This window comes from Nocardia salmonicida NBRC 13393 (assembly GCF_001613085.1).
GTDB classification, from domain to species: Bacteria; Actinomycetota; Actinomycetes; order Mycobacteriales; family Mycobacteriaceae; genus Nocardia; species Nocardia salmonicida.
Genome location: NZ_BDBR01000032.1, coordinates 19,811 through 44,787, shown reverse-complemented (window position 1 = coordinate 44,787; position 24,977 = coordinate 19,811). Strand labels below are relative to the sequence as shown.

Genomic DNA, 24,977 nt, shown 5'->3' with positions numbered 1-24,977 from the left:
GCGCGATCAGGCCGCGCGGATCGCGGGCGGGTTGAGCCGGGCGAAGTCGGGCAGCCGGTGGTACGGGTAGTAGGGGTACGGCGGCGTGGTCGCGCTCGCGGCGTCGAGGGCGGCCAGGTGTTCGGGATCGAGCTGCCAGCCGACCGCACCGAGGTTCTGACGTAACTGTTCCTCGTTGCGGGCGCCGATCAACACGGAGGCGACGGTGGGCCGGGTGAGCAGCCAGTTCAGGGAGATCTGCGGGACGCTGCGACCTGTTTCAGCGGCGATGCGATCGAGCACATCGACGACATCGTAGAGTCGTTCATCGTCGACGGGCGGGCCCGCTTGGGCCGTCTCGTGCAGTCGGCTGCCTGCCGGAAGCGGTTGTCCACGACGGACTTTGCCGGTGAGCCTGCCCCAGCCGAGCGGGCTCCAGATGATGGAGCCGACGCCCTGGTCGGCGCCGAGCGGCATCAGTTCCCATTCGTAGTCGCGACCCACCAGCGAGTAGTAGACCTGGTGCGCCGCCGGCTTTTCCAGGCCGAGCGCCTCCGCGGTGGCGAGCGTTTTCATCAACTCCCAGCCGGCGAAGTTGGAGACGCCGAGGTAGCGGATCTTGCCCGCGCGCACGAGATCGTTGAGGGCCGTGAGGGTTTCCGCCAGCGGGGTGCCCGCATCGAAGGCGTGCAGCTGGAACAGATCGAGGTAATCGGTGCCGAGGCGGCGCAGCGAGGCGTCGACGGCACGGATCAGCCTGGCGCGGCTCGAGCCCGCCTCGTGTGGACCGGGACCGGTGGGCAGCGCCGACTTCGTCGACAGCAGCACCTGCTCGCGCCTGCCCTTGATCGCCGCACCGAGTACTTCCTCCGACGCGCCGTCGGAATACACATCGGCCGTGTCGAACAGGGTGACACCGGCCTCCAGGCTGATGTCGATCAAGCGCCTGGCCTGCGCGGCATCGGTATCGCCCCACGCGCTGAACAGCGCACCGCGACCGCCGAAGGTGCCTGCGCCGAAGCCGAGCGCCGGAACGAGAAGACCAGATGCGCCGAGCCGCCGGTATTCCATGAGAGCTCCTAAAGGGTCTATTGTTTCGTTAACAGAACCGACAGTACACCCGTTGCGCGCTAAATGAAACAGGAGTTCCGTTATGGATCACGACATCGCTTGGCCGGGCTCTGTTCGGCCTGGTGGACGCACTGCTCGCGTGCGCGAGTCCGTCCTGGAAGTGGCCGGCGATCTGCTCGCGGACCGCGGATTCGCCCATCTCGATCTGACCGAGGTCGCCACCGGCGCCGGGGTCGGCAAAACCACCGTCTACCGCCGCTGGCGCACCCCTGCCGGCTTGGTCGCCGACCTGCTCGTCGAGATGGCAGAGCAGTCGTTGCCTCGCGCCGATACCGGCTCACTGCTCGACGACCTGACGGCCAACGCTCGACTGGTCGCGAAAACCCTCGCCGACGGCCGCCAGAGCAACCTCTTCCGCGCCGTAATCGCGGCCGCCACCTGCGACGATGCCACCGCCGCCGCGCTGCACACCTTCTACGACACCCGCCTCAACGAGTGGGCGCCGTGTGTCGAAGCCGCCGTCCTCCGCGGCGAGGCGCCCGTCGGCACCGACCCGCGCGCCGTGCTTTCCGCCGTCTCCGCGCCGCTCTACTACCGATTACTGGCCAGTGGCGATCCCATCGACGACGACATCGCCGACCGGTCGGCCAAGGCCGCTACCATCGCCACCGCCGCGGGAACGTTCGTCATCACGCCCGACGACGTCAGCGCCTGACTCCCGACAAGTTCGCCCACGGGCCACGTTCAGCGCCGCAAGATATCGGGGTTCGTTTCACGATGCGACGGCGGAGCGCCACGCGGGATCACGGCCGGTGAGGCCGAGCAGTCGATCGAATGCCGGTGCGTCGGCCGGGATCTCGACGATCGGGCCGAACAAGCCGGGTGTGCCCTCGGGGTCGGTTTCGCGCAGGAACTCGTGCAGGATCGCCAGATCCACGGGGTCAACGGTCAACTCCTGCCCTGTCGCGACGGCGAGATCCCACGCGTGGATGGTGATCTCGTCGAGCGCGACGATCGCCATCACCGAGGCAGGCAGCTCGACCCCACCGGCTTCGGTATCGCCGTCCCATGCCTGCGCCACCCGCCACACCGCCGTCAGCGTCTCGAGCTGCGCGGCGATGCGGGTGCGCCAGTCATCGGGCAGCGGGCTGTCGGAACCGGCGGGCGGCGGCACGGACCGGCCGACCGATTCCTTGGTCGCAGCCTGTCGGAACGCCTCGGTGAGCCCGACCACGTGGGCGAGCAGGTCGCGCACCGTCGACTCGGCACATGGCGTCGGGTCGGCGAGCTGGTCGTCGGTGATGCCGTCGACGACCGCGGCGAGCGATCGAGCGGCGGGTTCGAAATCGAACTGCGGTTCCATGAGTACTCCTCGTCGATGACTTCGCGGTTGCACTCATGCAGACGAACCCATCGCCCCGAAGTCATCGGTGCGGCTTGCCGTGCGCGCCGGATCGGCGCACCCTGGACAGCGCAGGACCCGATCAGCGCACATCACGTCCGAGGCTCAACCGATCGAGCAGGCCGACGAACGAGGAGCACCGATGATCGATGATGAACCCGCTCGCCCACTGGACGAGGTCCCCGAGGCCGATCGCATCGAGCAGGAACAGTCCGCCTTCCGCGATGACGACCCCGACGATCCGGCCTACTCCGACGCCGAGATGGCGGCCGATATCGCCCGCGAGGCCGACACCGCGAATCCGGCGGACGTGATCGAACAGACCATCCCCGTCCCCTTCGACGAGGCCGACGAGGGGTTAACCGGCGCCTAACCGGCGATCTTGGCCCGCAGACCCGCGTGCAGTTCACGCAGGCTGGAACGCTCGGTCGCGACCTCGAGCACCCGCAGGCCGTGCGCGTCGGCGGCCAGTTCCACAGCCAATTCGGCGGGATCGACCTGACGGTGCGGGATGCGGTAGGCGGCGCACAGGGCGGCCAGATCCATGCCGTGGGGCGTGCCGAATACCCGCTCGAACACCCCCGCGTACTGCGGATCGCCCTGTTCGAGCAGCTCGAAGATGCCGCCGCCGTCGTCATTGGCGACGACGATCGTGAGATTGTCCGGGCGCGGTTCGCCGCGCCCGATCAGCAGGCCGGACGCATCGTGGAGGAAAGTGAGGTCACCCATCAGCGCCACCGTGCGGCCGGGATGCGCCAGGGCAGCACCCACGGCGCCGGAGACCGTACCGTCGATACCGGCGACACCGCGGTTGGACAGCACCCGGATGCCCGGGCGCGGATACGACACCAGGGCGGCGTCGCGCACCGGGTTCGACGCGCCGAGCAGCAGTTGATCGCCTTCTCGCAAGCCGTCCATGACCACAGCCGCCACGTGCAGACCGGTCGCTTTCGGATGCGCGGCCAACTCGGCCCGCACCGCCGACTCGGCCTGCTGGTTCAGTTCCGAGCAACGCGCCAACCAGGCGGGATCGGGTGTGCCGGTGGTCACCGCGCGCGTCCCGGTGCCGACGACATTGCCGGAGACATCGGGCCAGCGCGGACCGGTGGTGAGTGCGAACACGGTGACGTCCGGATCGGCCAGCACCCGCGAGACCTGCCGATGCAGGGTCGGACGTCCGGTGATGATCGCCTGGGTCGGCTTCAGCAGCGACAGCGCGAGCGGGTGCAGGGCGGGACCGTGCATCGGCGCGGTCGGCTCGGCCACCGTCGGCAGCGCGGCGAGCTCGGGCAGCAACCGCGCGCCGTGGCCGGAGATGACGACGGTGTCGGGCGTCAGGTCGATGTCGAGCGGCACGTCGAGGGTGGCGTATTGGGTTGCCGTCCATGGCCGTTCCCCCTCGCGACCCACGGGGAGCGGATCGTCGGACAGCTCGGGGACCAGCGGTTCACGCAGCGGGATGTCGAACTGCACCGGACCCGCGTTACCGGAACGGGTTCCGCGCGCGGCGGCGAGCACCCGGCACACCGACGAGCGCCACACGCTGTTCTGTCGCGGGTAGGCCGACTCCCCCACCTCGGCCTCGGCCAGCCCGAGGCTGATCGTGGCGCGCACCTGCGACCCGAACAAGCCGAGCTGCTCCACCGTCTGATTGGCGCCGGTACCGAGCATCTCGTAGGGCCGGTTCGCGCTGACGACGATCAGCGGCACCCGCGCGTAGTTGGCCTCGAGTACGGCCGGACCCAGGTTCGCCACCGCGGTGCCGGAGGTCATCACGACCGGAACCGGCCGCCCGGACGACACCGCGAGACCGATCGCCAGAAAGCCCGCGGTGCGCTCGTCTACGCGCATATGCAACCGAAGCTCCCCGGCCGCGTCCGCGGCCTGCAGCGCGAAGGCCAGTGGCGCGTTGCGCGATCCGGGGCACAGCACCACTTCACCGACGCCGCCGCGGACGAGCTCGTCGACGACCACTCGTGCCTGCGCAGTAGACGGATTCACAATCACAGCCTGTCAGACCGGCGCGCACCCGTCTGCCCCCGGCCCGCGTTGCCTGCGTCACCGAGTGCGACCAGCGCACCAGTATTCGACTAGGTGAGCGATTGCCGGGATACCGGGGGCGCGATGAACCGAAATTCATATACCGGGGCAACCGACATTCATGAAATCGCAAATAGAACAACAGAAGAAAGAAATCCGGCGACGGGCTGTCTGCCCGCCGCCGGAATTTCCGCCAACCCGACAAAAGGTTGGTCGAACGAATATTCAGCTCACTCCGCGGGTGCGGTGAGATCCTGGATGCCCGTGACGGACTCGATGATGTTGAGGACGGCCGAGGTAGCGCTGTCGACCGCGGCGCTGCCCGACTCCAGCACACCCGAACCAGCGGACGAGCCGGTCAGCACGTCAGCCGAGCCCGTTGCGGCCTCGGCGGATCCGGTGGCGTCGGCACTCGCGACGGCGGGACCGAAGAACATGACAGCGGCAGCAGCGGCAGCACCGGTGGCGGCGAGGGTCTTACGAGAGATCATGTGAGCAAACTTCCTTTCGACCTTTGCAATGCAGTCATCTAAAAGCAATTCGATTTCCGGATCGCTTGATTGGCAACGTATCCGATAAGGCAGGGTGGTTGTCAATCGCGCCGATGACTGGCGCGCTCTCGTCGAATTAGCGGCAACCCGCAATTATCCTGACGTTTACCGTGGCGGTAATTTTCCTCACACCGGCTGTCACGGAATTTACCGCCGACCGGGAATCGATGTGTCCGAGGCCACCGCACGCCCCCGTTACGTGAGGGTGGTCACCCACGAACGCGAAAAGGCCGGTGCGGTTCGGTTACCCGAACTCGCACCGGCCTCGTTCACGATCACAGCGGGGGCTACCCCGCTATACCGCTCAGCCTGCGTGCTTCTGCACCAGATCGCCGACGCGCGGCAGTGCCTCGATGACGTGCTTCTTGGCCGAACCACGCATCGACGAGTACACCTTCTTCAGCGCGGGCCGGGTGGACGACTCGGCACGGGCGTCGGTGACGGCCAGCAGCGACTCGGCAACCTCATCAGACTTCGCGGCCAGCAGATCGGCGAAGGTGCCGGTGCCGGAGGTGGTGAATTCCGCCCAGTACGGCTGGAGCTGATCGAGCAGTTTCGGCGCCAGCGACGCGAGGCCGTCGGGAACGATGGTCGGGCTGATCTTCTTGACCGCCGCGTAGCCACCCTTCACGGCCAGGCCGGACGCACCACCTTTGTCCGAGACCTCGGCGTCGAGCACCTCGACGGCGTCAGCAAGGAAAGCCGGACGCTTGGCGTCGTCGAGCAGGGATTCAGACAGTGCTGCAACCACTTTCAGGTTCCTCCGGATCGGTTCGATGTACGAGCAGGCGCAACTATACGCACCAGGTGCTCAGAGTATGCGGCGACCGCTCGAGCTGCGGTGTTACGACCTCGTCCCGCGGCGTCGGAAGGTAGGGCAATAATCGTGTTCGTGACTTTCGATCCGAAGCTGTGGCAGCCCGTCCCCGGGTTCGAGGACCTGACCGACATCACCTATCACCGCCATATCGAGCAGGGCACGGTGCGGGTCGCATTCGACCGGCCCGAGGTGCGCAACGCGTTCCGCCCGCACACCGTCGACGAGCTGTACCGCGCGCTCGACCATGCGCGGATGAGCCCTGACGTGGGCGCGGTGCTGCTCACCGGCAACGGTCCGAGCGAGAAGGACGGTGGCTGGGCGTTCTGTTCCGGTGGCGACCAGCGCATCCGCGGCCGCAACGGCTACCAGTACGCCGACGGCGAGACCGCCGACACGGTCGACGCGGCGCGCGCGGGCCGACTGCACATCCTCGAGGTGCAGCGCCTGATCCGTTTCATGCCCAAGGTGGTGATCGCGCTCGTCAACGGCTGGGCCGCCGGTGGTGGGCACAGCCTGCACGTGGTCTGCGATCTGACGCTCGCCTCACGCGAGCACGCGCGGTTCAAGCAGACCGATGCCGACGTCGGCTCGTTCGACGGCGGGTACGGCAGCGCGTATCTGGCGAAGATGGTCGGCCAGAAGTTCGCCCGCGAGATCTTCTTCCTCGGCAGGCCGTACACGGCCGAGGAGATGCACCAGATGGGCGCGGTGAACAAGGTCGTCGACCACGACGAGCTGGAAAACGTCGCGCTGGAGTGGACCGCCGACATCAACGGCAAATCGCCGCAGGCGCAGCGCATGCTGAAGTACGCGTTCAACCTGCTCGACGATGGTCTGGTCGGTCAGCAACTGTTCGCCGGTGAGGCGACTCGCCTGGCGTACATGACCGACGAAGCGGTCGAGGGCCGAGACTCGTTCCTGGAGAAGCGCAAGCCCGATTGGACGCCCTACCCCTGGTACTTCTGAGAACGGACACCCCATGGAGATTCTCAACAGCCGGATCATCGTTCGCCCCAGCGATTACGGTCGCACGCTGGCTTTCTACCGCGACGGCCTCGGCTTGGCGATCGCACGGGAGTACCCCGGCGGCACAGTGTTCTTCGCCGGGCAGTCGCTGCTCGAGGTCGCCGCGCACGGTGGCAGCGGGCAGTCGGGCAGCTTCGACGGTGCGATCTGGTTGCAGGTGCGCGATGTCGACGACGCGGCGGCGGAGTTGGCGCTGAAGGGAATCGAGATCGAGCGCGCACCGGTGCTCGAACACTGGGGTCTGTGGGAGATGTGGGTGCGCGATCCGGACGGCGTCGCCATCGTGCTGGTGCAGGTTCCCGCCGAACATCCGATCCGGCGGGATCAGCGCTGGTCGCCGGAGTGAGAGGGCCGTGCCCGCGGCCGAGCCGAGTTGCCGATGACGGCTCGGCCGCGCACGATAGCTGCGAGCAAGCGCCCGACCGACGTCGTCCGGACCGCAGTGCGAGTGGTGTTGTCCATCTACTGAATCGCAGTCGCTATGTCTGGCTTTGCCGACCCGTTTCCCGACAAACCGACCCGTTGGCCGGGTCTTGTCGGTCGCATGACACGATCGAAGCCGTGAGGGCGCGCGGCAAGCTGTTTCCGGAGGTGGTGGGGTGAGTCGAACCCTGCGGACGCTGCAGATGCCGACCGGTTCCGGGGTCAGCGAAGTGATGCCCCACCTGCGCCAAGCCCTCGACGGCAGCGGCCCGGCGTGGTTACCGATTCCGACCACCGATCGTCGGGAGGCGCGCAGGCTTTCCGACGCGCTCAAGCCCGGCGATCCGATCGACGACGATGTCGCGCTGGTCGTGACGACCTCGGGCACCACCGGTATCCCCAAGGGCGCGCTGCTCGGCGCCGAAGCCCTGCGTGCCAGCGGCAACGCCACGCACGACCGTCTCGGCGGTCCGGGTAGCTGGCTGCTGGCGCTGCCGACCCATCACATCGCCGGTATCCAGGTGTTGCTGCGCAGCATCCTCGCCGGCACCGAGCCGACGGTGCTCGACGTGTCGGGCGGGTTCCTGCCCGAGGCGCTGGCCGGGGCCGTCGGCGCGATGCGCGGACCGCGGCGCTATACCGCGCTGGTACCCACGCAGCTGATCAAGTCGCTGGATTCGCCGGTGGCGGCCAAGGCGCTGGCCGAACTCGACGGTGTCCTGGTCGGCGGTGCGGCCACGCCCGCGCCCGTCCTCGACCGGGCGCGTGACCTCGGTATCACCGTGGTGCGGACGTACGGGATGAGTGAGACCTGCGGTGGGTGCGTCTACGAGGGCGTGCCGCTCGACGGCACCGAACTGCGCATCGAGGACGGTCGCGTCATCCTCGGCGGTGCGATGATCGCGCGCGGTTACCGCAATCTGCCCGACCATCCGGCCTTCGCCGAGCCCGGTTGGTTCCGGACCGAAGACGCGGGCTCCTTCGAAGACGGTGTGCTCTCGATCACGGGGCGCCTCGACGAGGCCATCATGACCGGTGGGCTGCTGGTGATTCCGCAGGTGGTGGAGGCTGTGCTGTCCAACCACCCCGGCATCAGCGAATGCATCGTGCTCGGCCTGCCCGACGAACGACTGGGTCAGCGGGTGGCGGTCGCGATCGTGCCGACAGCGGGTGCCGCGCCGACGCTGGACGAACTGCGCGCCCACGTGGTGGCCGAGCTCGACTCGATCGCCGCACCGCGTGAACTGGCCGTGCTGTCGGAGATCCCGCTACGCGGCCCCGGAAAGCCCGACCGCGCAGCGCTGCGCAAGCTTCTACAAGCTGAATAGCGGCCTGACGACAGCGCGACGCAAGGGGCGTGCAAGTCGAGGTGGGCACGGTAGTGCTCATGACTTACACACCCACTTCATCCCTCGCCGTCGAGGCGGACGGGCTGGTCAAGGTGTTCGGCAAGCAGCGCGCGGTCGACGGGGTGAGCCTGACGGTGCCACGTGGCGCCGTATACGGCGTGCTCGGACCGAACGGCGCGGGCAAGACCACGACCATCAAGATGCTGGCGACTCTGCTCCGCCCCGACGGCGGTAGTGCCCGGATCTTCGACCGCGACGTCGTGGCCGAACCGAACGCGGTGCGCTCGCTGATCGGTGTCACCGGCCAGTACGCCTCGGTCGACGAGGAGCTCACCGCCACCGAGAACCTGATCATCTTCGCCCGCCTCCTCGGCCTGAGCAGGTCCGATGCCCGGCGTAAGGCTGTCGAGCTACTCGAGGAGTTCGACCTCGCCGAGGCCGCCTCCAAGCCGCTGAAGAACTTCTCCGGCGGCATGCGCAGGCGTCTCGATCTCGCCGCCAGCCTCATCTCCACCCCGCCGCTGCTGTTCCTCGACGAACCGACCACCGGCCTCGACCCACGCACTCGCGCGCAGATGTGGGAAACCATCCGCAGGCTGGTTCGCGAAGGCGCGACGGTGCTGCTCACCACCCAATACCTCGACGAGGCCGATCAACTGGCCGACCGGATCGCGGTGATCGACCGCGGCAAGGTGATCGCCGACGGCACCGCCGACCAGCTCAAAGCCTCCATCGGCGGTGCCTCGGTCCACCTGACACTGGTCGATTCCGAGCAGCTCGACGAAGCCCGGCGCATCATCGGCGACTTCCTCGACGTGAGCGTGCAGATCAGCCCCGAAGCGGGCAGGCTCACCGCGCCACTACCCGACCCCAATCTCACCGCCGACCTGCTGATCCGGTTGCGCGACTGGGAGATCGGGGTCGACGAGATCACCGTCAGCAAACCGACGCTGGACGAAGTCTTCCTCACCATCACCGGCCATCCGGCCGACGAATCCGACGACACCGAACGGAGCGCGGCATGACCGCAGTACTCACCGCTCCCGAATCCATCGACAAACTCCCCGAGGCCAGCGACCGGATCGCCCTGCGCGAGACGATCGCCACCTCGTTCACCATGGCCTATCGCGGCCTGCTCAAGATCAAACACAATCCCGAACAGCTCTTCGACGTGACGGTGCAGCCGATCCTGTTCACCGCGCTGTTCACCTACATCTTCGGCGGCGCGATCTCAGGCAGCGTGTCCGGCTATCTGCCGGTGCTCATCCCGGGCATCCTCGTCCAAACCGTGGTACTGACCTCGGTGGTCACCGGCACGCAGCTGCGCGAGGACATGGACAAGGGCGTGTTCGACCGCTTCAAATCCCTACCCATCGCCCGGGTTTCGGCGCTGGCGGGCGCGCTGCTGGCCGATATGGTGCGCTACGCCATCGCCTCGACGCTGACCGTGCTGGTCGGATTGTGCCTGGGCTACCGGCCTGGTGGCGGTCTGGTCGGCGTGGTCGCGGCCTGCTTGGTGGTCGTGGTGTGCTCGTTCGCGGTCAGCTGGATCTGGGCGCTGGTCGGCGTCACCGGCAAGAGCGCCGCGTCGGTGCAGGGCATCTCGATGATGGTGATGTTCCCACTGACGTTCATGTCCGGCGCCTTCGCCCCGGTGAGCACCATGCCGGGCTGGATGCAGGGACTCAACCACGCCAACCCGGTGTACTACATGGTCAACACCTGCCGGGAACTGATGAACTCCAACAGTTACGGCACCGACCTCGTCTGGTCGCTGGTCGGTTCGCTCGTGGTGATCGCGATTTTCGCGCCGCTCGCGGTCCGGGCCTACATGCGCCGCGCCTGAACACCGCTGTCCCGCAACGGCATCCGATCCATGGGGTCGGGTGCCGTTGTCGTGTCAGTGCAGTCCGGCGATGATCTCGATGACGCGCATCGCGGCATCGAGACGACGCGTACCCGCCGCCCGATGCAGCGCGGCGTCCATCGCGGCATCGCCGACCACGCTCCGATGCAAGGCGATGTGCGCGGCCAGTTCCATCGACGGGCTGTCCTGTCTGGCCATCGATGTCCCTGCCAGCGTGAGCAGTTCGAGACCGTCGGTACGCCCGTTCTCGGTGGTGAGCAGGTAGGAACCGAGTGCGCACGCCACCGCGCCGATCTGCGGCAGGTCGATGTACTGCGCCAACCGTTGATCGGCGGTCTCGATCATCTCGGCCACCAGGGGGCCGGCCACCGACGCCCGGCCGTGCAGCACATGGGCGCTCACGGTGCCCGCCGCGATCATCAGTGAACCTGGGCCGGGCGTCGGTTCGAAATCGGGCCACCCGAGCAGCTCCAGCCCGCGGCGGAAATGGCGCAGTCCGGCGTCGATATCGCCCTCGGCGAGTTCGAGTTCGGCGAGGGCGGTGGCCGCGTTCGCCAGCCGGTGATTGCGGCGAACGCTGGGGTCGTCGACCGGGCTCACGCCGGAATCGTCCGGGCGTAGGGCGAAGTCGAGTTCGGCGCGGGCCTGCTCGAGTCGACCGCAGCCGACCAGGGAAGCCGCCAGGTAGCAGCGGCTCTCCATGATCTCTTCGTGCACACGGAGCTTGCCCATCAACTCCAGCGCGCGGCGGTAATAGTTCACCGCGTCGGCGTAGTGCGCCGACTGACCGGACAGCTGGGCCAGGTGCTGGCTCACCGTCGCCATGCCCCACACTTCCGCCGGGTCCATGTCGTCGAGCGTGCGTAAGGAGTCGCGGGTCGAGCCCGCGACGTTGCCCGCGTTCTCCCAGAGGTTGGCGCGTGCGATCAGCGCGGCAACCCGAACTTGCCGATGGTGTGAACGCGCGCCACGGGCGAACAGTCTGCCCAACCGGAACTTCTCGGGCCGAACGGTGATCACCGTACCGAGGAAGGACAAGGCCGGGTCGAGATCGGGGTTCGTCACCAACCGCCGCGCGCGCATGCGCACGATCGCCGTCGCGCGGACGCCACCGTCCTTGAGGAACAGCATGTGCAGGCAGGTCAGCAGATGCGCGATCATCTGTAGGTCGGCGGCGTCGCCCGAGGCCGGTGGCGGCGGTACGAGAGCGACCAATCGCATGGCCCACCCGGTGAATTCCAGGTGTGCGCCGCGCATCACCCAGGCAATCGCGACCACGGGGAACACCGAGTAGGCGGTGTGCGCGTCGGCGCGATCGACGGCAATGCGCAGTACCGCGACGAGGTTGTCCAGGTCGGCGGTCACCGCGAGCACCGCCCGCACCTGATGGCCGCCGCGATAGCCGCGAAACGACGCCAGCGCGAATTCCCTCGCCCAGCAAAACATTCTGTCGAGCACCAGCGCGGATTCGGCGCCGTCAGTCGCCGCGTCGACGGCGGCGATCTGTTCGGCGCCGAACTCACGAACCGTTTCGAGCATGCGATAGCGGATGCCCGCGCCGTCGGGGTCGTCCAAGACGGTGAGCAGGGACTGGCCGACCAGCCCGTCCACCGCGGCGGCCACATCCGGGCCCGCGGCGACGATCTCGGCCGCGGACAGGGTGAATCCGGCCGCGAACCGGCTCAGCCTGCGCAGGGTCACCTGCTGATCGGGATCGAGGAGGTTCCAGCTCCACGCGATCACCGCGTGCAGCGTGCGATGCCGATGCGGCGCGGACCGATCACCACTGCGCAACAGGGCGAAACGGTGTTCGAGCCTGGTCTCGATCTCGGCAACGCTCATCGTGCGCACCCGTGCGGCGGCGAGTTCGATCGCCAACGGGAGACCGTCGAGGGTGCGACACAACCTGGCCACGGTGTCGGGGTCGAGGCGCACATCGGGACGCACCGCCCGTGCACGTGCCGAGAACAGTTCCGTGGCGGGTGAACCTGCCGCGTCGATCGCCAAAGGAGCGAGCGGATAGACGGATTCGGCGGTGATCGCCAGCGGTGAGCGGCTGGTGGTGAGCACCGTCAGCTGGGCGCAACTGCCGACGAGATCGGCGACCACCTCGGCCGCGGCGCCGATCACGTGCTCGCAATTGTCCAGAATCAGCACCATCGGCCGCGCCGCGAGCGCCTCACGCAGGCGGGTGCGCGCATCGATCTGCCTGCCCTGCCGGATGGCGCCGGGGTCACGGATCACCTCACCCAGGCCCATCACCTGCCCGATCACGATCTCGATACCGGTGCGCGAGTCGGCGCCCACCTCCGATTCGGGCTGCACCGAGGCCAATTCGACGAGTACCACCGGCACCGAACGAGCCAGCCGTTCACCCACCGCGTTGGCGACCCTGGTCTTGCCGGTGCCACCGGGTCCGAGGACGGTGGTCACCCTGGAGCGGTGCGCCAGATCGGTGATCGCGTCGAGATCGGCGGTGCGACCGAGCAATTCATTGGGTGCGGCGCGCAGGCCGAGCGCCGTGCGTGGCATCGGGGCGCGGTTCGACCGGTCAGGTGCGCTGCCGTTCGCCGCTTCGGCGGGCAATGTGCTCGTTTGCTCCCGCTCGTCCAGCTCCACAGGTGACGGGCCGGTCCGCCGCGAGCCGCCGTCGCTGGTCGAGTCGACCAGATCTGTCTCGGCACCCTCGTACCGGGCGGCAGCAGCCGAATAGCGCGCGTCGGTGGGGCCTGGTCCGGTGTCGATGCCCGGTCTACCGGCGCCGTTGTCCACACCGAGTGCCGACGAGTCGGCGGATCGGTGTGCGGACGTCGAGACACTCGGCTCGGCTTCTCGGTTGCGCCGCGCCGTGCGGGTTCCAGGGAGCTCGATCGGTTCGCCGCGCAGGATGGCGGTGTTGAGGGCGAGCAGGGTGGGGCCCGGATCGGCGCCGAGTTCCTCGATCAGTCGCAGGCGGTACGTGGCGAAGACTTCGAGGGCTTCGTTGGTTCGGCCCGCGGCGGCGAGCAGGCGGATCAGGGTCGTGTGGGCGGATTCGTCCAAGGGGTTGGTCGCGGCGGCGGCGCGGGCCAGCGGGAGGGCGGCAGCGAAATCGCGCCGGGCGGTGTGGGCGGCGAGTTCGGTGTGATCGAGGTGGCGGCGCAGGTCGACGGCGGCCGCGCGTAGGTCGTCGGCGGGGGTGGAATCAGGAAGATCGGCGCCCGGTTCGCCGCGCCATAGGGTGCGGGCCAGTGCGATCGCGGCGAGGCTGTCGGCAGTGTTGCCCGCGGCCAGGTGTTCGTCGGCTCGCCGGGCCAGCGCGGCGACCGCGGTGAGGTCGACGCTGTCGGCGGGCAAGGTCAGCCGGTAGCCCGCGGGGCCGATCTCGAGCGCGCCGTCGGGCAGCATCGCCCGCAGTCGTGAGACCTGGGTGTGCAGCGCGTTCATCGGCGCCCGGGGTGGTTGTTCGCCCCAGACCTCGTCGATCAACGCCTGGGCGCTGCGAGCCCGGCCAGGGTGCACGGCGAGGGCGGCCAGCAGCAGCCTGGCGCGGGCGCCGGGTAGCGCGATCATGGCCTCGTCGCGGCGGATCGCGATCACGCCGAGCACCCCCACGACAACGCGGGAGAGAGCCTCGGAGAGCGACCCCTCGGGGCCGCGATGCTGTACAGACATGCCGATGCCATCGTAGGCGAGCGCGGCGTCGGGTTCCCGATTCGCACTCGCCGCGACACCCGAGGTCGATGTGTCCCGCGATTTGTCCCCGCCTCGCCTTAGGCTCACGCGCATGGGCAACTTCGAGGTGTCGCGGCGCACCGCCATCGCCGCCGAACCAGCACGGATTCACGCACTGATCGACAACTTCCACCAGTGGCGGCTGTGGTCGCCGTGGGAGGACGCCGATCCGCAGCTCGCCCGCACCTACACCGGCCCGGAATCCGGCGTCGGCGCCCGCTACGCGTGGCGTGGCAACCGCAAAGCCGGTGCGGGCACGATGGAGATCAAGGCCGACGCCGAACGCGAGATCGGGGTGGAGCTCACCTTCGAGAAGCCGTTCAAAGCCACCAATTTCGTCACCTTCACGCTCGCTCCGGTGGCCGGTGGTACCGAGGTGACCTGGAAGATGACCGGCACCCGCTCCGGCATGATGGGCGTGCTCGGTAAGGTCTTCCCGATCGACAACCTCATCGGCAAGGACTTCGACAAGGGTCTGGCCCGGCTCAAGACGATCGCCGAATCCACCCCCGCCTGACACCGTGACCAGGCGCACCCGCGCCCTCCCACCGATGTCGGATTAGGCTTCGATCCATGGCTACAGCAGCGGAATGGATCGAGGGCGCCCGGCCGCGGACGTTGCCCAACGCGATCGCGCCGGTACTCGCGGGCACCGGCGCGGCCGCGTCAGTCGACGGGGCCGTCTGGTGGAAAGCGATTCTGGCGCTGCTGGTTTCGCTGGCGCTGATCGTCGGGGTGAATTACGCCAACGACTACTCCGATGGCATTCGTGGCACCGACGACGTGCGAGTCGGACCGCTGCGGCTGGTCGGCTCGAAGCTGGCATCCCCGAAGGCCGTTCGCACCGCCGCGGTGCTCAGCCTGGCGATCGGCGCGGTCGCCGGGCTCGTGCTGGCCGTCACCACCGCATGGTGGTTGGTACTGATCGGAGCGGTGTGCCTGGCGGGTGCCTGGTTCTACACCGGCGGCAGCAAGCCCTACGGCTACAGCGGTTTCGGCGAGATCGCGGTGTTCGTGTTCTTCGGGTTGATCGCGGTGCTCGGTACCCAATACGTGCAGGCGCTGCGGGTCGACTGGGTCGGCCTGCTGCTCGCGATCGGTGTCGGCGCGTTCTCCAGCGCGGTGCTGGTGGCCAACAACCTGCGTGACATCCCGACCGACACCGAGGCAGGCAAGGTCACCCTCGCGGTGAAACTCGGCGACGCGCGCACCCGCACCCTGCACGTGGTGCTGCTCACGGCGCCGTTCGTGATCAGCCTGGCGCTGATCGCGAGCACGCCGTGGGCGCTGGTCGGATTGCTCGCGTCGCCGCTGGCGATCCGGGCCAACGCCCCCGTGCGGACCGGCAAGGGTGGGCTGGAACTGATTCCGGCCCTCCGCGATTCAGGGCTGGCCCTGCTGGCGTGGTCGGCGCTGAGCGCGCTGGCCGTCGGGCTCGCCGGCTAGTCGCCGTCGGGTACCAGAATGCCGAGCACCCAGTTGACCAACGTGATGATCAAGCCACCCCACAGCGCCGCCCAGAAGCCGTCGACGCGAAGGCCGTAGTCGGTGATCTCGGTGATCTTGGCGGTGAGCCACAGCATCCCCGCGTTGACCACCAGCAGGAACAGGCCGAGCGTGAGGATCACGAACGGCAGCGACAGGAGTTGCACGATCGGCTTGATCACGGCGTTGACCGCCGTGAACACGAGCGCGACGATGAGCAGGACCAGGGCCTTGCCCCAGTTGCCCCACTCCGCTGACCACTCGGGCGGCACGTAGATATCGATTTTGTCGATCCACGCGGCCGCAGCCCAGATGGCTATGGCGTTGATGACCAACCGGATTGCTAGTTGCATACACGCAATGCTAGGCCGGGAAACGGACATTGCGGCGGGTCTGACACACACCCGACGTGGAATTCACGCGGCGCGGTCCAGCATCGCGTAGAGATCTGCGCGCACACCCGACACCGCGTCGCGCCCGCCGAGCAGATCGACAGTGGTCTGGTCCGCCCCGCGCAGAATCCCGAGCAGCAGGTAGACCGAGGTGATCTCGCGATCCTCGCGGTGGATCGCCTCCCGCAGCGCGAGTTCCAGCGTCTTCTTGGCCGGGCCGGTGAACGGGATGTGCCCGGAGCCGAGCAGTCGCCCGAGCATGCCACGTTCGGCCTCCGGTTCGGCCCGGTCCCAGGCCTGCGGCCCGAAGTTCTCGGCGATGCTGGCCTGCACCGCGTCCAGGTCGATGCCGATCGAGCGCAGGGCCTGGGCGTCATCGGCGCCGAGCGGCGACTCGTCCGTGCGGGCGGCGAGAGCGGTGCGTACCCCGTCGGCGGTGATGCCGCGCGCGTCGAGCACCGCCCGGAGTCCGGGTTCGGCGTTCGACAGGGTGCCGAGCAGGACGTGCTCCGGCCCGATCCGCTTCGCGCCCAGCTCTTTGGCGTCGTCCTGGGCGCTGACCACCGCGATTCGGGCCTCGCGACTGAATTTTTCGAACATCAGCGGGTTCCACCTTTCCGATTGTGTTTCTGATGGACCGCTTGCTTGCTCACCTCTAGTGCCTCCGCGATGGCCTGCCACGACCATCCGTTGGCTCTGGCGTTGGCCACCTGGATCGTTTCGAGGCGGTCGGCCAATCTGCGCAGTGCAAGCACGGCGCGCAGCCCGACCGCCGGGTCGGGATTGCCTGCCGCTGAGGCGAGGGTTGTTGCATCGGTCATGGCGTCAATTTTGATTGACGATGCCGACTTTGTCAATCAAAATTGACACCACTGGCCGCAGAAGAGCCCTGAGGAGAGGTGCGGGAGGCGTCAGCCGTTCCAGCGACCAGTGGCCACGAACTCGGCGAGGATGTCCGCTGGACCGGTCAGATCGAGGTGCTGGGCTGCCACCCAGTCGTCGTTGAAGTAGGTGCCCGCATACCGGTCGCCACCGTCGCACAGCAGGGTGACCACGCTGCCGCTACGGCCCGCCGCGACCAGCTCGGCGACGAGATGGAAGGCGCCCCACAGGTTCGTGCCGGTCGAACCGCCGACGCGACGGCCGAGCGCGGTGCTCGCGTGGCGGGCGGTGGCGATCGAGGCCGCGTCGGGCACCACGATCATGCGGTCGACCACCTGGCCGACGAACGACGGTTCCACGCGGGGACGGCCGATTCCCTCGATGCGCGAAGGCATTCCGGTTTCATAGCCCGCGTCGCCGGTCTCGTAGCCGCCGTAGAACGCCGAGTGCTCCGGGTCGACCACGGCCAGCCGCGTCGCGTGCCTGCGATAACGGATGTAGCGACCGATCGTCGCGCTGGTGCCGCCGGTCCCGGCGCCGACCACGATCCACTCCGGCACCGGGTGGTTCTCCAGCGCCAGCTGCTCGTAGATGGATTCGGCGATGTTGTTGTTGCCGCGCCAGTCGGTGGCCCGCTCGGCGTGGGTGAACTGATCCATGAAGTGCCCGCCTGATTCGGCGGCGAGACGCTTGGCCTCGGTGTACATATCCGGCGGTCGATCGACGAAATGACATCGGCCACCGTGCGCTTCGATGAGCGCGACCTTCTGCGGCGAGGTGCTCGCCGGCATCACCGCGACGAAGTCGAGACCGAGCAGCTTGGCGAAATACGCCTCGCTCACCGCCGTGGAACCCGACGACGCCTCGACCACGGTCGTTCCCTCGGTCACCCAGCCGTTGCAGATCGCGTACAGGAACAGCGACCGCGCCAGCCGGTGCTTGAGACTGCCGGTGATATGGGTCGATTCGTCCTTGAGGTAGAGCTGCACCGGCCAGTCGGCGGGCAGCGGATACCGCAGCAGGTGGGTGTCGGCGGAGCGCTGGGTGTCGGCGTCGATCAGCCGGACGGCGTTGTCGACCCAGTCACGCGGGGCGCTGCGGTCGAGGTACTTCACGCCGACGTACCGTCGTCGTCACCCCGCAAGCGGGCCCGCAGCTGCGCCTTGTCCTGGCGGCGGCGCGCGTCGACGACGGCGATGTCCTCGTTCACCTTCACCCGCAGCTTCTTGAACAGCGTCAGCGACAGCGGCATCGCGACGATCAACGCGAACAGCGCCGCGACGATGACCGGCACGTCGACGCCGATCAGCTTGGCGACGCCTACGATCAGCGCGGCGATCACCACCACCAGCCCGAGACGAGCCAGCGTGTAGAGCGCGAGATTGCGTACCAGCCGCTTCCCGGCGCCAGAACCCTGCTGACCTGTTGCTTCACTCACGACTACAGCCTAATGGGCGCCGACGCGGCACCGTTCATCAGCCGCGCACCGCCGGAGGTGCGCATAGCCCCGGCGAGGATCGCTTCGATACGGCCCGTTCGCGGCTTTTGTCTATTACTTCCCCTTTACCAACAGTAGGTGGTTCGACTACATGGGGGTCGCAGTGCGACGATGACGCCACTGATGAGGGAACTGTCGAAACGGAGAGGTTAGCTATGACTGCGATCACCGTCGGCCTTCAGGACACTCTGCTGACACCAGGCCAAGTGGCCGCCATGTTCCATGTGGACCCCAAGACCGTCACCCGGTGGGCTCATGCCGGCAGGCTCGGCTCGCTGCGCACACCGGGCGGACATCGCCGTTTCCGCGAGTCCGAGGTCTTGCAGTTGCTCAGATCGCTCACCACCGAGGCAGCACCGCGCTGACTCGCCGGCCGACGCGAGCCCACCGCGGGCTCGCGTTTGCCAAAAATTTCCCTCCCGTTGCGGATGTGCACACGGCGCGGACACGGCTACCCTCGATAGCAGGAGGTGAGCGACGTGACGTTCCTATTGGCACTCATCGCGATCGTTGCCATCGCAGTGTTGTGCTGGAAGGCGTTCGGCCCCGAATTGCCGCGCCCTAATTCCGGCCCACCCCCGCGCAGACCGGTTCTCGGTCCTGACGACGATCCAGAATTCCTCTGGCGCCTCGGCAAACAACCACGCGACGACTCCGGCCCTACCGAGTGACCTCGCGATGTGCGTCGCCGTGAGCTGTCGCACATACCCCCGTTGCGCGTCGAAAGAGCTGGGTAGATAACGTATTCCGGTGATTGATGTGCAGCAAGGTTCTGTCCCGACCACTTGGCGCGCGGCCGACGGCAGCGCCGTGACGTTCACCGAGGCCCGGTTGGAGTGGACTCGCGCCGCACATGAAGTGCTGGCCGATACCGCCACCCGGTTCAACAACTTCATCGTCAACACCGAGCTGGCCGAGCTGGTCCAGGAAGAGTCCGGCATCCGCACCGCCGTGAAGTGGCAGCACTGGCTGCCCGTCGTGCTGGACAAGGTCGCCGAGCACTGTCACCAGAACAACGAGCCGCCGCTGAGCGCGCTGTGCGTGCGCAAGAACCAGACCGTAGGCACCGGCTACCGCTACATCCTCGAACTCGCGGGCCTGCCCATCCCCGACGACCTCGAAATGCACGCCGCCGCGGCCCGCTGGCAGTGCTACCAGCATTTCGCCACCGACCTCCCCGCCGACGGCGGCCTGCCCACCCTCCCCCCGAAGGTGGCCGCCATCCGCCAGTCCACCTCCGCGGACCTGGCCACCGCCGAAGCAGCCGAGGCAGCCGTCAAACGCCCCTCCGCCGCCCGCCGCAGCACAGCAGCCATCCCCAAGCCCGAACCGGTCCGCAAACCGGTCTGCCTGAACTGCCACGTAGAACTCCCGGCGAACAAGATCTGCTACTACTGCTGATCCGCGAACAACAAAGGCCCAGAAGCTCTTCCGAGCCTCTGGGCCTTATGTATGTGCGCAATAGGGCGCGACAGAACGGCTAGTTCAGTCCGGCGTAGCTGTGCAGGCCGCTGATCACCATGTTGATGATGAAGAGGTTGAACAGCATCGCGACGAAGCCGGCGATGTTGATCCAGGCAGCCTTGGTGTCTCGCCAGCCGGAGGTGGCTCGGGCGTGCAGGTAGGCCGCGTAGAGGACCCACGCGATGAAGGAACAGGTCTCCTTGGGGTCCCAGCCCCAGAAGCGGCCCCAGGCGGCTTCGGCCCAGATGGCGCCGAGGATGACGCCCGCGCCGAAGAGGGGGAAGCCGATGATGGTGGTTTTGTAGGCGAGCTGGTCGAGGGTGCGGGCGTCGGGGAGGCGGCGGGCGATGGTGCCGAGGATGCCGGTGGATTCCTCGCCCGCGGGCTGACGCATGCGGAACAGGTAGAGCAGGCTGGCTACGCCGGAGACCAGGAAGACGCCGCTGCCGATGCTGACGATGGTGACGTGGATCGGCAGCCAGAACGAGCGAAGAGCGGGGACCACGGGTGCGGCGTCGGCGTAGAGGACCGTGCCCGCCAGGAACATCAGGATCAGCACGGGGACCAGCAGGAACGCCCACATGGCGCGGTAGCGCTGGTCGCGCAGGAAGATCAGGCCGATCACCACGGCGGCCGCGGTGGCCATGGTGGTGAACTCGTACATGTTGCCCAGGGGGAAGCGGTGGGTCGCGAAGCCGCGCAGCACGATCGAACCGATGTGCAGCACCGCGCCGACCACCAGCACCGAGAAGGCCATGTTGCCCAGCCGTTCGGCGAGCGGTTTGGCCTCCGGGGTCTCGATGCGGCCGGGCAACCCCGGGTCGCCCGCGGGGACGAGTTCGCGCGCGGCGACCTGCTTGGCGCGCGCCGAGGCGTACTGCACGATCAGCAGGACCGTGGCCAGGGCGTAGATGGCCATGGCCGACATGAACGCGAAGTCGCTGTACCGTGCCAGCGTTTCGTCGATCTGCATCAGGATTCCGTCTCCATGTCGAGTGCGCGGATCACTTCTCCGCTCCCAGCAGCCGTGTCCGCAGTCGATCGAACTCGGCGCCCCAGCCCGCTTGATCGCTTCTGGCCAGGCCGCCCATTTCTACTACGGCGCGTCGTTGACCCACGGTACCCGCCGCGGCCTCGACTGGGTACGCCCGGATCCAGATCCGTCGCCGTTTCAGCAACAGCGACACCAGCAGACCGGCCATCATCGTCAGCGCACTCACCAGCACCCACTGCTGGGCCGGGTCGTGCGAGACCTGCAGGTTGACGAATTCCTCGGCGCCGTCGAAGGTGACCTTCGCTCCGCTCGGCAACGTGGTCGACTCGCCGGGACGCAGGTTGACCCGCGCTTCCTTGGTCAACCGACCCTGCTTGATCATCTCCGGGTCCAGCGAGAACAACGACTGCGAGCGACCGGTGTCGAGACCGGTATTGCCGCGATAGACGTCGACCGCGACCGCCGGGTCATCCATCCGGGGGAACGACGAGGTGAGCAGGCTGCCGTGGAACATCGCGGTCGGCGCGAACAGGCCCTCGATGGCGATCTGGTTCTGCCTGCGTTCCTCGTCGGTGGCGTACATGCCGCCGGGCGGGTCGATGCGCAGCACACCGCTGGAGAGGAAGGTCTGAGCGTCGTCGGGCCGCCACTGGATGGTCTCGGTGCGGGTCTGCCCGTTGGGGAAGGTGACGGTGAACGTCGGCGCGAAGCCGTGTCCCTGCAGGTAGACCCGATCACCGGCGACGCGCAACGGATGGTTCACCTGGAGCTCGGTGCTGCGCCAGGTGTCGGTGCTGAGGTCGGCACCCGCCTGATATTCGATGTTCGAGTGGAACATCTCGGCCTGGCCGGTGGGCAGGTAGTCGGCCTTGAAGTCCTTCACCTTGATACACAGCGGCGTCATGCCGGTGCCGTCATTGGTGTTGCCCGCCCGGAACGAGTCGAAGACCGCGGGCGAGGTGGTGCAGAAGCCGGGACCGTCGTTGGCGATCACGATGACATTGCCCTCGTAGCCGAGCAGCTTGCCCAGCGCGATCGCGACGAGCAGCCCCACCAGCGACAGGTGGAACACCAGGTTGCCGAACTCGCGCAGATAGCCCTTCTCCGCGGACAGCGTCACCTCACCGTCGCGCTGACCGGGGCGAACCTCGGTCCGCCACCCGCGCAAGGAAGCCTTGGCGGCCTCGATCACCTCGTCGGGAGTCCGGTCGTCGGTCTCACTGGAGTGGTGCGGCAACCGGCTGAGGTTGCGCGGCGCGGGCACCGGCGGGGTGCGCAACGCCCGATAGTGGTCCCAGCAGCGCGGCAGGATGCAGCCGACCAGCGAGATGAACAGCAGCACGTAGATGGCGGTGAACCAGAAGCTGCCGAACACGTCGAACAGCTCGAACCGGTCCATCCACGGACCCAGCGTCGGACGGTCGGCGATGTACTTGTCGACCTTTTGCGCGTTGAGACTGCGTTGTGGCAGCAGTGCGCCGGGGATGGCGGCCAGCGCGAGCAGGAACAGCAGCACCAGCGCGGTGCGCATGCTCGTCAGGCCGCGCCACGAATTGCGGACCAGGGCCCAGGCCCGGCCCAGCAGCGATTGCCGGACGGGCGGGATGGGGGTGGTCGGAGTAGTCAGCGTGTCAGTCATCAGATCGGAAGAGTCACCTCGGAGACGAACCCGTCACGAACCCAGCTGACGAACTGATCCCATGCCCCCGTGACCAGCGCGACGCCGACGGCGACGAGCAGAAAACCCCCGATTACCTGAATGGTGCGCGAATTGCGCCGCAGCCAGCCGACCCCGCGCAATGCACCGGCCGACCCGAAGGCCAGCACCACGAACGGCAGTCCGAGGCCGAGGCAGTAGGCGACGATCAACGTCACTCCGCGTACCGCGGTGGTGCCCTCGGTACCCGCGGACACCGCCATCACACCCGACAGCGTCGGCCCGAGACACGGCGTCCAGCCGAGCGCGAACACCCCGCCGAGCAGCGGCGCGCCGAGGATGCTGGTGAGCCTGCGCGGCTCCATCCGCGTGTCGCGTTGCAGGGCGGGGACCAAGCCGATGAACACCAGACCCATCAGGATCGTCACCACACCGCCGATGCGCTGCAGCAGTTCCCGATTCACATTGAGGGTCTGGATCACGCCGAAAACAGTGGCCGTGGCCAGCACGAACACCACTGTGAACCCGGCGACGAACAGCCCGGCGGCACCGGCCACCCGCATCTTCGCGCTACGGCGCTGCGCGGTGAGCGTGCTCGCCTGCGCGTTGGTGGCAGGCGGCGCCTCGGCACCGACCAACCCGGCCAGATACGACAGATAGCCGGGGACGAGCGGCACGACACACGGTGAAGCGAACGACACCAGGCCCGCGAGCAGACAGGCTCCCAGCGCCAGCAGAAGCGGACCCGATGCCGCCGTCTGCTGGAAGGAATCCCCGACTGCGGCGAGCGGTATCACTCGTCGGTGTCCGTATCCATGTCCTGCTGCTCGTCGCGCGGCAACGACAGGGTGCGCTCGGTCTCGGCCGGTTCAGCGGGGCCGAAATCGAACAGACCGGCACCGGCGACACTGCGCGGCACGGTCGCGATGCCGGCCCAACGGTCGTCGACCGTCCAGCCCGCACCCATTCGGCGGGCGCCCTGACGGGGACGACACGCGGTCAGATTTCCTGGACGACGACGGCTGGTCACTGCTTCTCCTCGGCGGCGATGCGCTCGACCACGGGCTGAAGGTCTTCGGCCAGTAGCGAGCGAAGGAAGACCGCGGCGACCCGGTGCTGACGATCCAGGATCAACGTGGTCGGAATAACACTGGTGGGAAAGTTTCCGCCGAGAGCGAGCAAGGTCCGCATCGACGGGTCGTAGATGGACGGGTATTCGATCTTGTTGTCCACTACGAAGTCCTGGGCTTTGTCGCGCTGATAATCACGGACGTTGATCCCCAGGAACGCGACGCCTTGATCTCTGGTCGCCGCGAAGACTTTTTCGAGAGCGGGCGACTCTGCGCGGCACGGGCCACACCACTGTCCCCACAGATTCACGACCACGATCTGGTTCGGGAAATCGTCGACCGAAACGGTCTTTCCCTCGTTCATCAGATCGGGCCCCGAGAGCGTGCCGATCGTCCCGCGCGTCGCGGGCGGATCGTAGTAGATATCCGTTCTACCACCGGGTGAGACGAATTCGAAGGTCCCACCACCGGTGGCTACCGCATCGGTACCCGTCGAGCAGCCCGCCGCGGTGATGATCACCAGCAGGGCGGACAGAACGGCGGTCAGCGCCCGCGGCCGACGGCCACGGGCGGATCCCGATGAGGACCAGCGTGTCATGCGCCGTGTACCGACGGGTCCGACGCGCCTGCAGGCTCGGAATAGACGATGTCGACGAGCGTATCGCCCTGGTAGACCAGCGAGGTCAGCGACGCGAGCGAGCACTGCCGGTTGCGAGGGTCATGCCACAACCGCTGGCCCTGCAGGAAGCGACGCAGCGTCCACACGGGCAGCTGATGCGAGACCAGCACCACCTCGTGACCGGCGGCCTCGACGCGGGCCTTGTTCACCGCGGCGAGCATGCGATGAGCGATCTGCAGGTACGGCTCGCCCCAGGACGGAGTGAACGGGTCGCGCAGCTTCCACCAGTGCCTCGGCTTGCGCAGGGCGCCGTCGCCGACGGAGACGCGCAGGCCCTCGAAGGTGTTGCCCGCTTCGATCAGGTTCTCGTCGGCGCGCACGATCAGGTCGTGGGCGGCCGCGATCGGCGCCGCGGTCTCCTGGGCGCGCTGCAGCGGGGAGGCGATCACCATCGCGATGTCGTGATCGGTTAGCGAGCGCGCGACGGCACCGGCCTGCGAGCGACCGGCCACCGAGAGGCTGAAGCCGGGCAGGCGGCCGTAGAGGATGCCGTTCGGGTTGTGCACCTCGCCGTGGCGCAGCACATGCACGATGGTTTCGACGGTCGACGGGTCGTCGTCGAGCGCGGGCGGCGCGGCGGCGGGGACAGGATGAGGCGCCTCGTCGCTATCCGC

29 protein-coding genes are annotated in these 24,977 nt (G+C 67.8%); 12 read left to right on the top strand and 17 right to left on the bottom strand.

The features are described from left to right. Positions 1-6: 6 nt before the first annotated feature. Positions 7-1,050 carry an aldo/keto reductase gene (locus NS1_RS26720; RefSeq protein WP_062988844.1) on the bottom strand — a complete coding sequence of 348 codons (1,044 nt, stop codon included), beginning with the start codon at positions 1,048-1,050 and terminating at the stop codon, positions 7-9. 82 nt (positions 1,051-1,132) lie between these two features. Between NS1_RS26720 and NS1_RS26715 the strand changes: the two genes are divergently transcribed. Continuing rightward, positions 1,133-1,765 carry a TetR/AcrR family transcriptional regulator gene (locus NS1_RS26715; RefSeq protein WP_062988843.1) on the top strand — a complete coding sequence of 211 codons (633 nt, stop codon included), beginning with the start codon at positions 1,133-1,135 and terminating at the stop codon, positions 1,763-1,765. 57 nt (positions 1,766-1,822) lie between these two features. On the opposite strand, the gene NS1_RS26710 is transcribed toward NS1_RS26715, so the two are convergent. Then, positions 1,823-2,413, bottom strand: coding sequence for a TIGR03086 family metal-binding protein (locus tag NS1_RS26710; protein WP_062988842.1), 591 nt, complete (start codon positions 2,411-2,413; stop codon positions 1,823-1,825). A gap of 181 nt (positions 2,414-2,594) precedes the next feature. Here NS1_RS26710 and NS1_RS26705 point away from each other — a divergent pair, with 181 nt between their 5' ends. Continuing rightward, a complete protein-coding gene (locus NS1_RS26705) occupies positions 2,595-2,825 on the top strand; it encodes an Rv3202a family protein (RefSeq protein ID WP_062988841.1) in 231 nt (76 codons plus the stop codon). Here NS1_RS26705 and menD read toward each other — a convergent pair. From menD to NS1_RS26690, 3 genes are all read right to left on the bottom strand, one after another. Further along, positions 2,822-4,453, bottom strand: a complete 1,632-nt coding sequence (gene menD, locus NS1_RS26700) for a 2-succinyl-5-enolpyruvyl-6-hydroxy-3-cyclohexene-1-carboxylic-acid synthase (protein WP_062988966.1) — start codon at positions 4,451-4,453, stop codon at positions 2,822-2,824. The two genes, NS1_RS26705 and menD, sit on opposite strands and share 4 nt — an antisense overlap. Positions 4,454-4,722: 269 nt before the next feature. Further along, positions 4,723-4,983 (bottom strand): hypothetical protein, encoded by a 261-nt coding sequence (locus NS1_RS26695; protein WP_056814399.1) that lies wholly within the window; start codon positions 4,981-4,983, stop codon positions 4,723-4,725. 364 nt (positions 4,984-5,347) lie between these two features. Next, positions 5,348-5,794: a DUF6918 family protein gene (locus tag NS1_RS26690; protein ID WP_056814402.1), complete on the bottom strand. Its 447-nt coding sequence runs from the start codon at positions 5,792-5,794 to the stop codon at positions 5,348-5,350. 141 nt (positions 5,795-5,935) lie between these two features. Between NS1_RS26690 and NS1_RS26685 the strand changes: the two genes are divergently transcribed. The 5 genes from NS1_RS26685 to NS1_RS26665 all read left to right on the top strand — a co-directional run bounded on the left by NS1_RS26685 (position 5,936) and on the right by NS1_RS26665 (position 10,507). Beyond that, positions 5,936-6,829: a 1,4-dihydroxy-2-naphthoyl-CoA synthase gene (locus NS1_RS26685; RefSeq protein ID WP_056816187.1), complete on the top strand. Its 894-nt coding sequence runs from the start codon at positions 5,936-5,938 to the stop codon at positions 6,827-6,829. Between the two features lie 13 nt (positions 6,830-6,842). Further along, a complete protein-coding gene (locus NS1_RS26680; RefSeq protein WP_062988839.1) occupies positions 6,843-7,235 on the top strand; it encodes a VOC family protein in 393 nt (130 codons plus the stop codon). Between the two features lie 280 nt (positions 7,236-7,515). After that, on the top strand, positions 7,516-8,640 hold the full coding sequence (gene menE, locus NS1_RS26675; protein ID WP_062988837.1) for an o-succinylbenzoate--CoA ligase: 1,125 nt from the start codon (positions 7,516-7,518) through the stop codon (positions 8,638-8,640). 59 nt (positions 8,641-8,699) lie between these two features. Further along, a complete protein-coding gene (locus NS1_RS26670; protein ID WP_062988835.1) occupies positions 8,700-9,686 on the top strand; it encodes an ATP-binding cassette domain-containing protein in 987 nt (328 codons plus the stop codon). Further along, entirely contained in the window at positions 9,683-10,507 is an 825-nt protein-coding gene (locus NS1_RS26665; protein ID WP_056814416.1) for an ABC transporter permease, read from the top strand. Before NS1_RS26670 ends, NS1_RS26665 begins: the two co-directional genes overlap by 4 nt. Before the next feature lie 54 nt (positions 10,508-10,561). Here the strand turns inward: NS1_RS26665 and NS1_RS26660 are convergent, their stop codons facing one another. Beyond that, a complete protein-coding gene (locus NS1_RS26660) occupies positions 10,562-14,182 on the bottom strand; it encodes an AfsR/SARP family transcriptional regulator (RefSeq protein WP_157125391.1) in 3,621 nt (1,206 codons plus the stop codon). 112 nt (positions 14,183-14,294) lie between these two features. Between NS1_RS26660 and NS1_RS26655 the strand changes: the two genes are divergently transcribed. Together NS1_RS26655 and NS1_RS26650 are read left to right on the top strand one after the other, a co-directional pair. Continuing rightward, the gene (locus NS1_RS26655; protein ID WP_062988831.1) at positions 14,295-14,759 is read left to right on the top strand and encodes an SRPBCC family protein; all 465 of its coding nucleotides are present in this window, start codon (positions 14,295-14,297) and stop codon (positions 14,757-14,759) included. A 56-nt stretch (positions 14,760-14,815) separates the two neighbouring features. Continuing rightward, a complete protein-coding gene (locus NS1_RS26650) occupies positions 14,816-15,688 on the top strand; it encodes a 1,4-dihydroxy-2-naphthoate polyprenyltransferase (RefSeq protein WP_062988818.1) in 873 nt (290 codons plus the stop codon). Here the strand turns inward: NS1_RS26650 and NS1_RS26645 are convergent. From NS1_RS26645 to NS1_RS26625, 5 genes are all read right to left on the bottom strand, one after another. After that, positions 15,685-16,080 (bottom strand): phage holin family protein, encoded by a 396-nt coding sequence (locus NS1_RS26645; RefSeq protein ID WP_056814429.1) that lies wholly within the window; start codon positions 16,078-16,080, stop codon positions 15,685-15,687. The genes NS1_RS26650 and NS1_RS26645 overlap by 4 nt on opposite strands. Before the next feature lie 63 nt (positions 16,081-16,143). Continuing rightward, entirely contained in the window at positions 16,144-16,719 is a 576-nt protein-coding gene (locus tag NS1_RS26640) for a Clp protease N-terminal domain-containing protein (RefSeq protein ID WP_062988816.1), read from the bottom strand. After that, the gene (locus tag NS1_RS26635) at positions 16,719-16,940 is read right to left on the bottom strand and encodes a hypothetical protein (protein WP_019049431.1); all 222 of its coding nucleotides are present in this window, start codon (positions 16,938-16,940) and stop codon (positions 16,719-16,721) included. The genes NS1_RS26640 and NS1_RS26635 overlap by 1 nt, the downstream gene beginning before the upstream one ends. 90 nt (positions 16,941-17,030) lie before the next feature. Then, positions 17,031-18,116: an L-cysteine desulfhydrase Cds1 gene (gene cds1, locus NS1_RS26630; RefSeq protein ID WP_062988814.1), complete on the bottom strand. Its 1,086-nt coding sequence runs from the start codon at positions 18,114-18,116 to the stop codon at positions 17,031-17,033. Then, a complete protein-coding gene (locus NS1_RS26625) occupies positions 18,113-18,439 on the bottom strand; it encodes a DUF4229 domain-containing protein (RefSeq protein ID WP_062988812.1) in 327 nt (108 codons plus the stop codon). The genes cds1 and NS1_RS26625 overlap by 4 nt, the downstream gene beginning before the upstream one ends. A gap of 215 nt (positions 18,440-18,654) precedes the next feature. Here NS1_RS26625 and NS1_RS26620 point away from each other — a divergent pair, with 215 nt between their 5' ends. From NS1_RS26620 to NS1_RS26615, 3 genes are all read left to right on the top strand, one after another. After that, positions 18,655-18,864 carry a BldC family transcriptional regulator gene (locus tag NS1_RS26620; RefSeq protein WP_056814442.1) on the top strand — a complete coding sequence of 70 codons (210 nt, stop codon included), beginning with the start codon at positions 18,655-18,657 and terminating at the stop codon, positions 18,862-18,864. A gap of 114 nt (positions 18,865-18,978) precedes the next feature. After that, on the top strand, positions 18,979-19,170 hold the full coding sequence (locus tag NS1_RS39315; protein ID WP_063054496.1) for a hypothetical protein: 192 nt from the start codon (positions 18,979-18,981) through the stop codon (positions 19,168-19,170). 79 nt (positions 19,171-19,249) lie between these two features. Continuing rightward, positions 19,250-19,900 (top strand): hypothetical protein, encoded by a 651-nt coding sequence (locus NS1_RS26615; protein WP_056814444.1) that lies wholly within the window; start codon positions 19,250-19,252, stop codon positions 19,898-19,900. 79 nt (positions 19,901-19,979) lie between these two features. Here the strand turns inward: NS1_RS26615 and ccsB are convergent, their stop codons facing one another. From ccsB to NS1_RS26590, 6 genes are read right to left on the bottom strand one after another with little or no spacing between them, the layout of a single operon-like run. Next, positions 19,980-20,936 (bottom strand): c-type cytochrome biogenesis protein CcsB, encoded by a 957-nt coding sequence (gene ccsB / locus NS1_RS26610; RefSeq protein WP_062988809.1) that lies wholly within the window; start codon positions 20,934-20,936, stop codon positions 19,980-19,982. A gap of 31 nt (positions 20,937-20,967) precedes the next feature. Continuing rightward, positions 20,968-22,596 carry a cytochrome c biogenesis protein ResB gene (gene resB / locus NS1_RS26605; RefSeq protein ID WP_062988807.1) on the bottom strand — a complete coding sequence of 543 codons (1,629 nt, stop codon included), beginning with the start codon at positions 22,594-22,596 and terminating at the stop codon, positions 20,968-20,970. Then, positions 22,596-23,411: a cytochrome c biogenesis CcdA family protein gene (locus tag NS1_RS26600; protein WP_131816567.1), complete on the bottom strand. Its 816-nt coding sequence runs from the start codon at positions 23,409-23,411 to the stop codon at positions 22,596-22,598. The genes resB and NS1_RS26600 overlap by 1 nt, the downstream gene beginning before the upstream one ends. After that, entirely contained in the window at positions 23,408-23,644 is a 237-nt protein-coding gene (locus NS1_RS40265; RefSeq protein ID WP_157125390.1) for a hypothetical protein, read from the bottom strand. Before NS1_RS40265 ends, NS1_RS26600 begins: the two co-directional genes overlap by 4 nt. Further along, entirely contained in the window at positions 23,641-24,282 is a 642-nt protein-coding gene (locus NS1_RS26595) for a TlpA disulfide reductase family protein (RefSeq protein WP_062988805.1), read from the bottom strand. Before NS1_RS26595 ends, NS1_RS40265 begins: the two co-directional genes overlap by 4 nt. Then, positions 24,279-24,896: a histidine phosphatase family protein gene (locus NS1_RS26590; RefSeq protein ID WP_062988962.1), complete on the bottom strand. Its 618-nt coding sequence runs from the start codon at positions 24,894-24,896 to the stop codon at positions 24,279-24,281. Before NS1_RS26590 ends, NS1_RS26595 begins: the two co-directional genes overlap by 4 nt. Positions 24,897-24,977 lie beyond the last annotated feature (81 nt).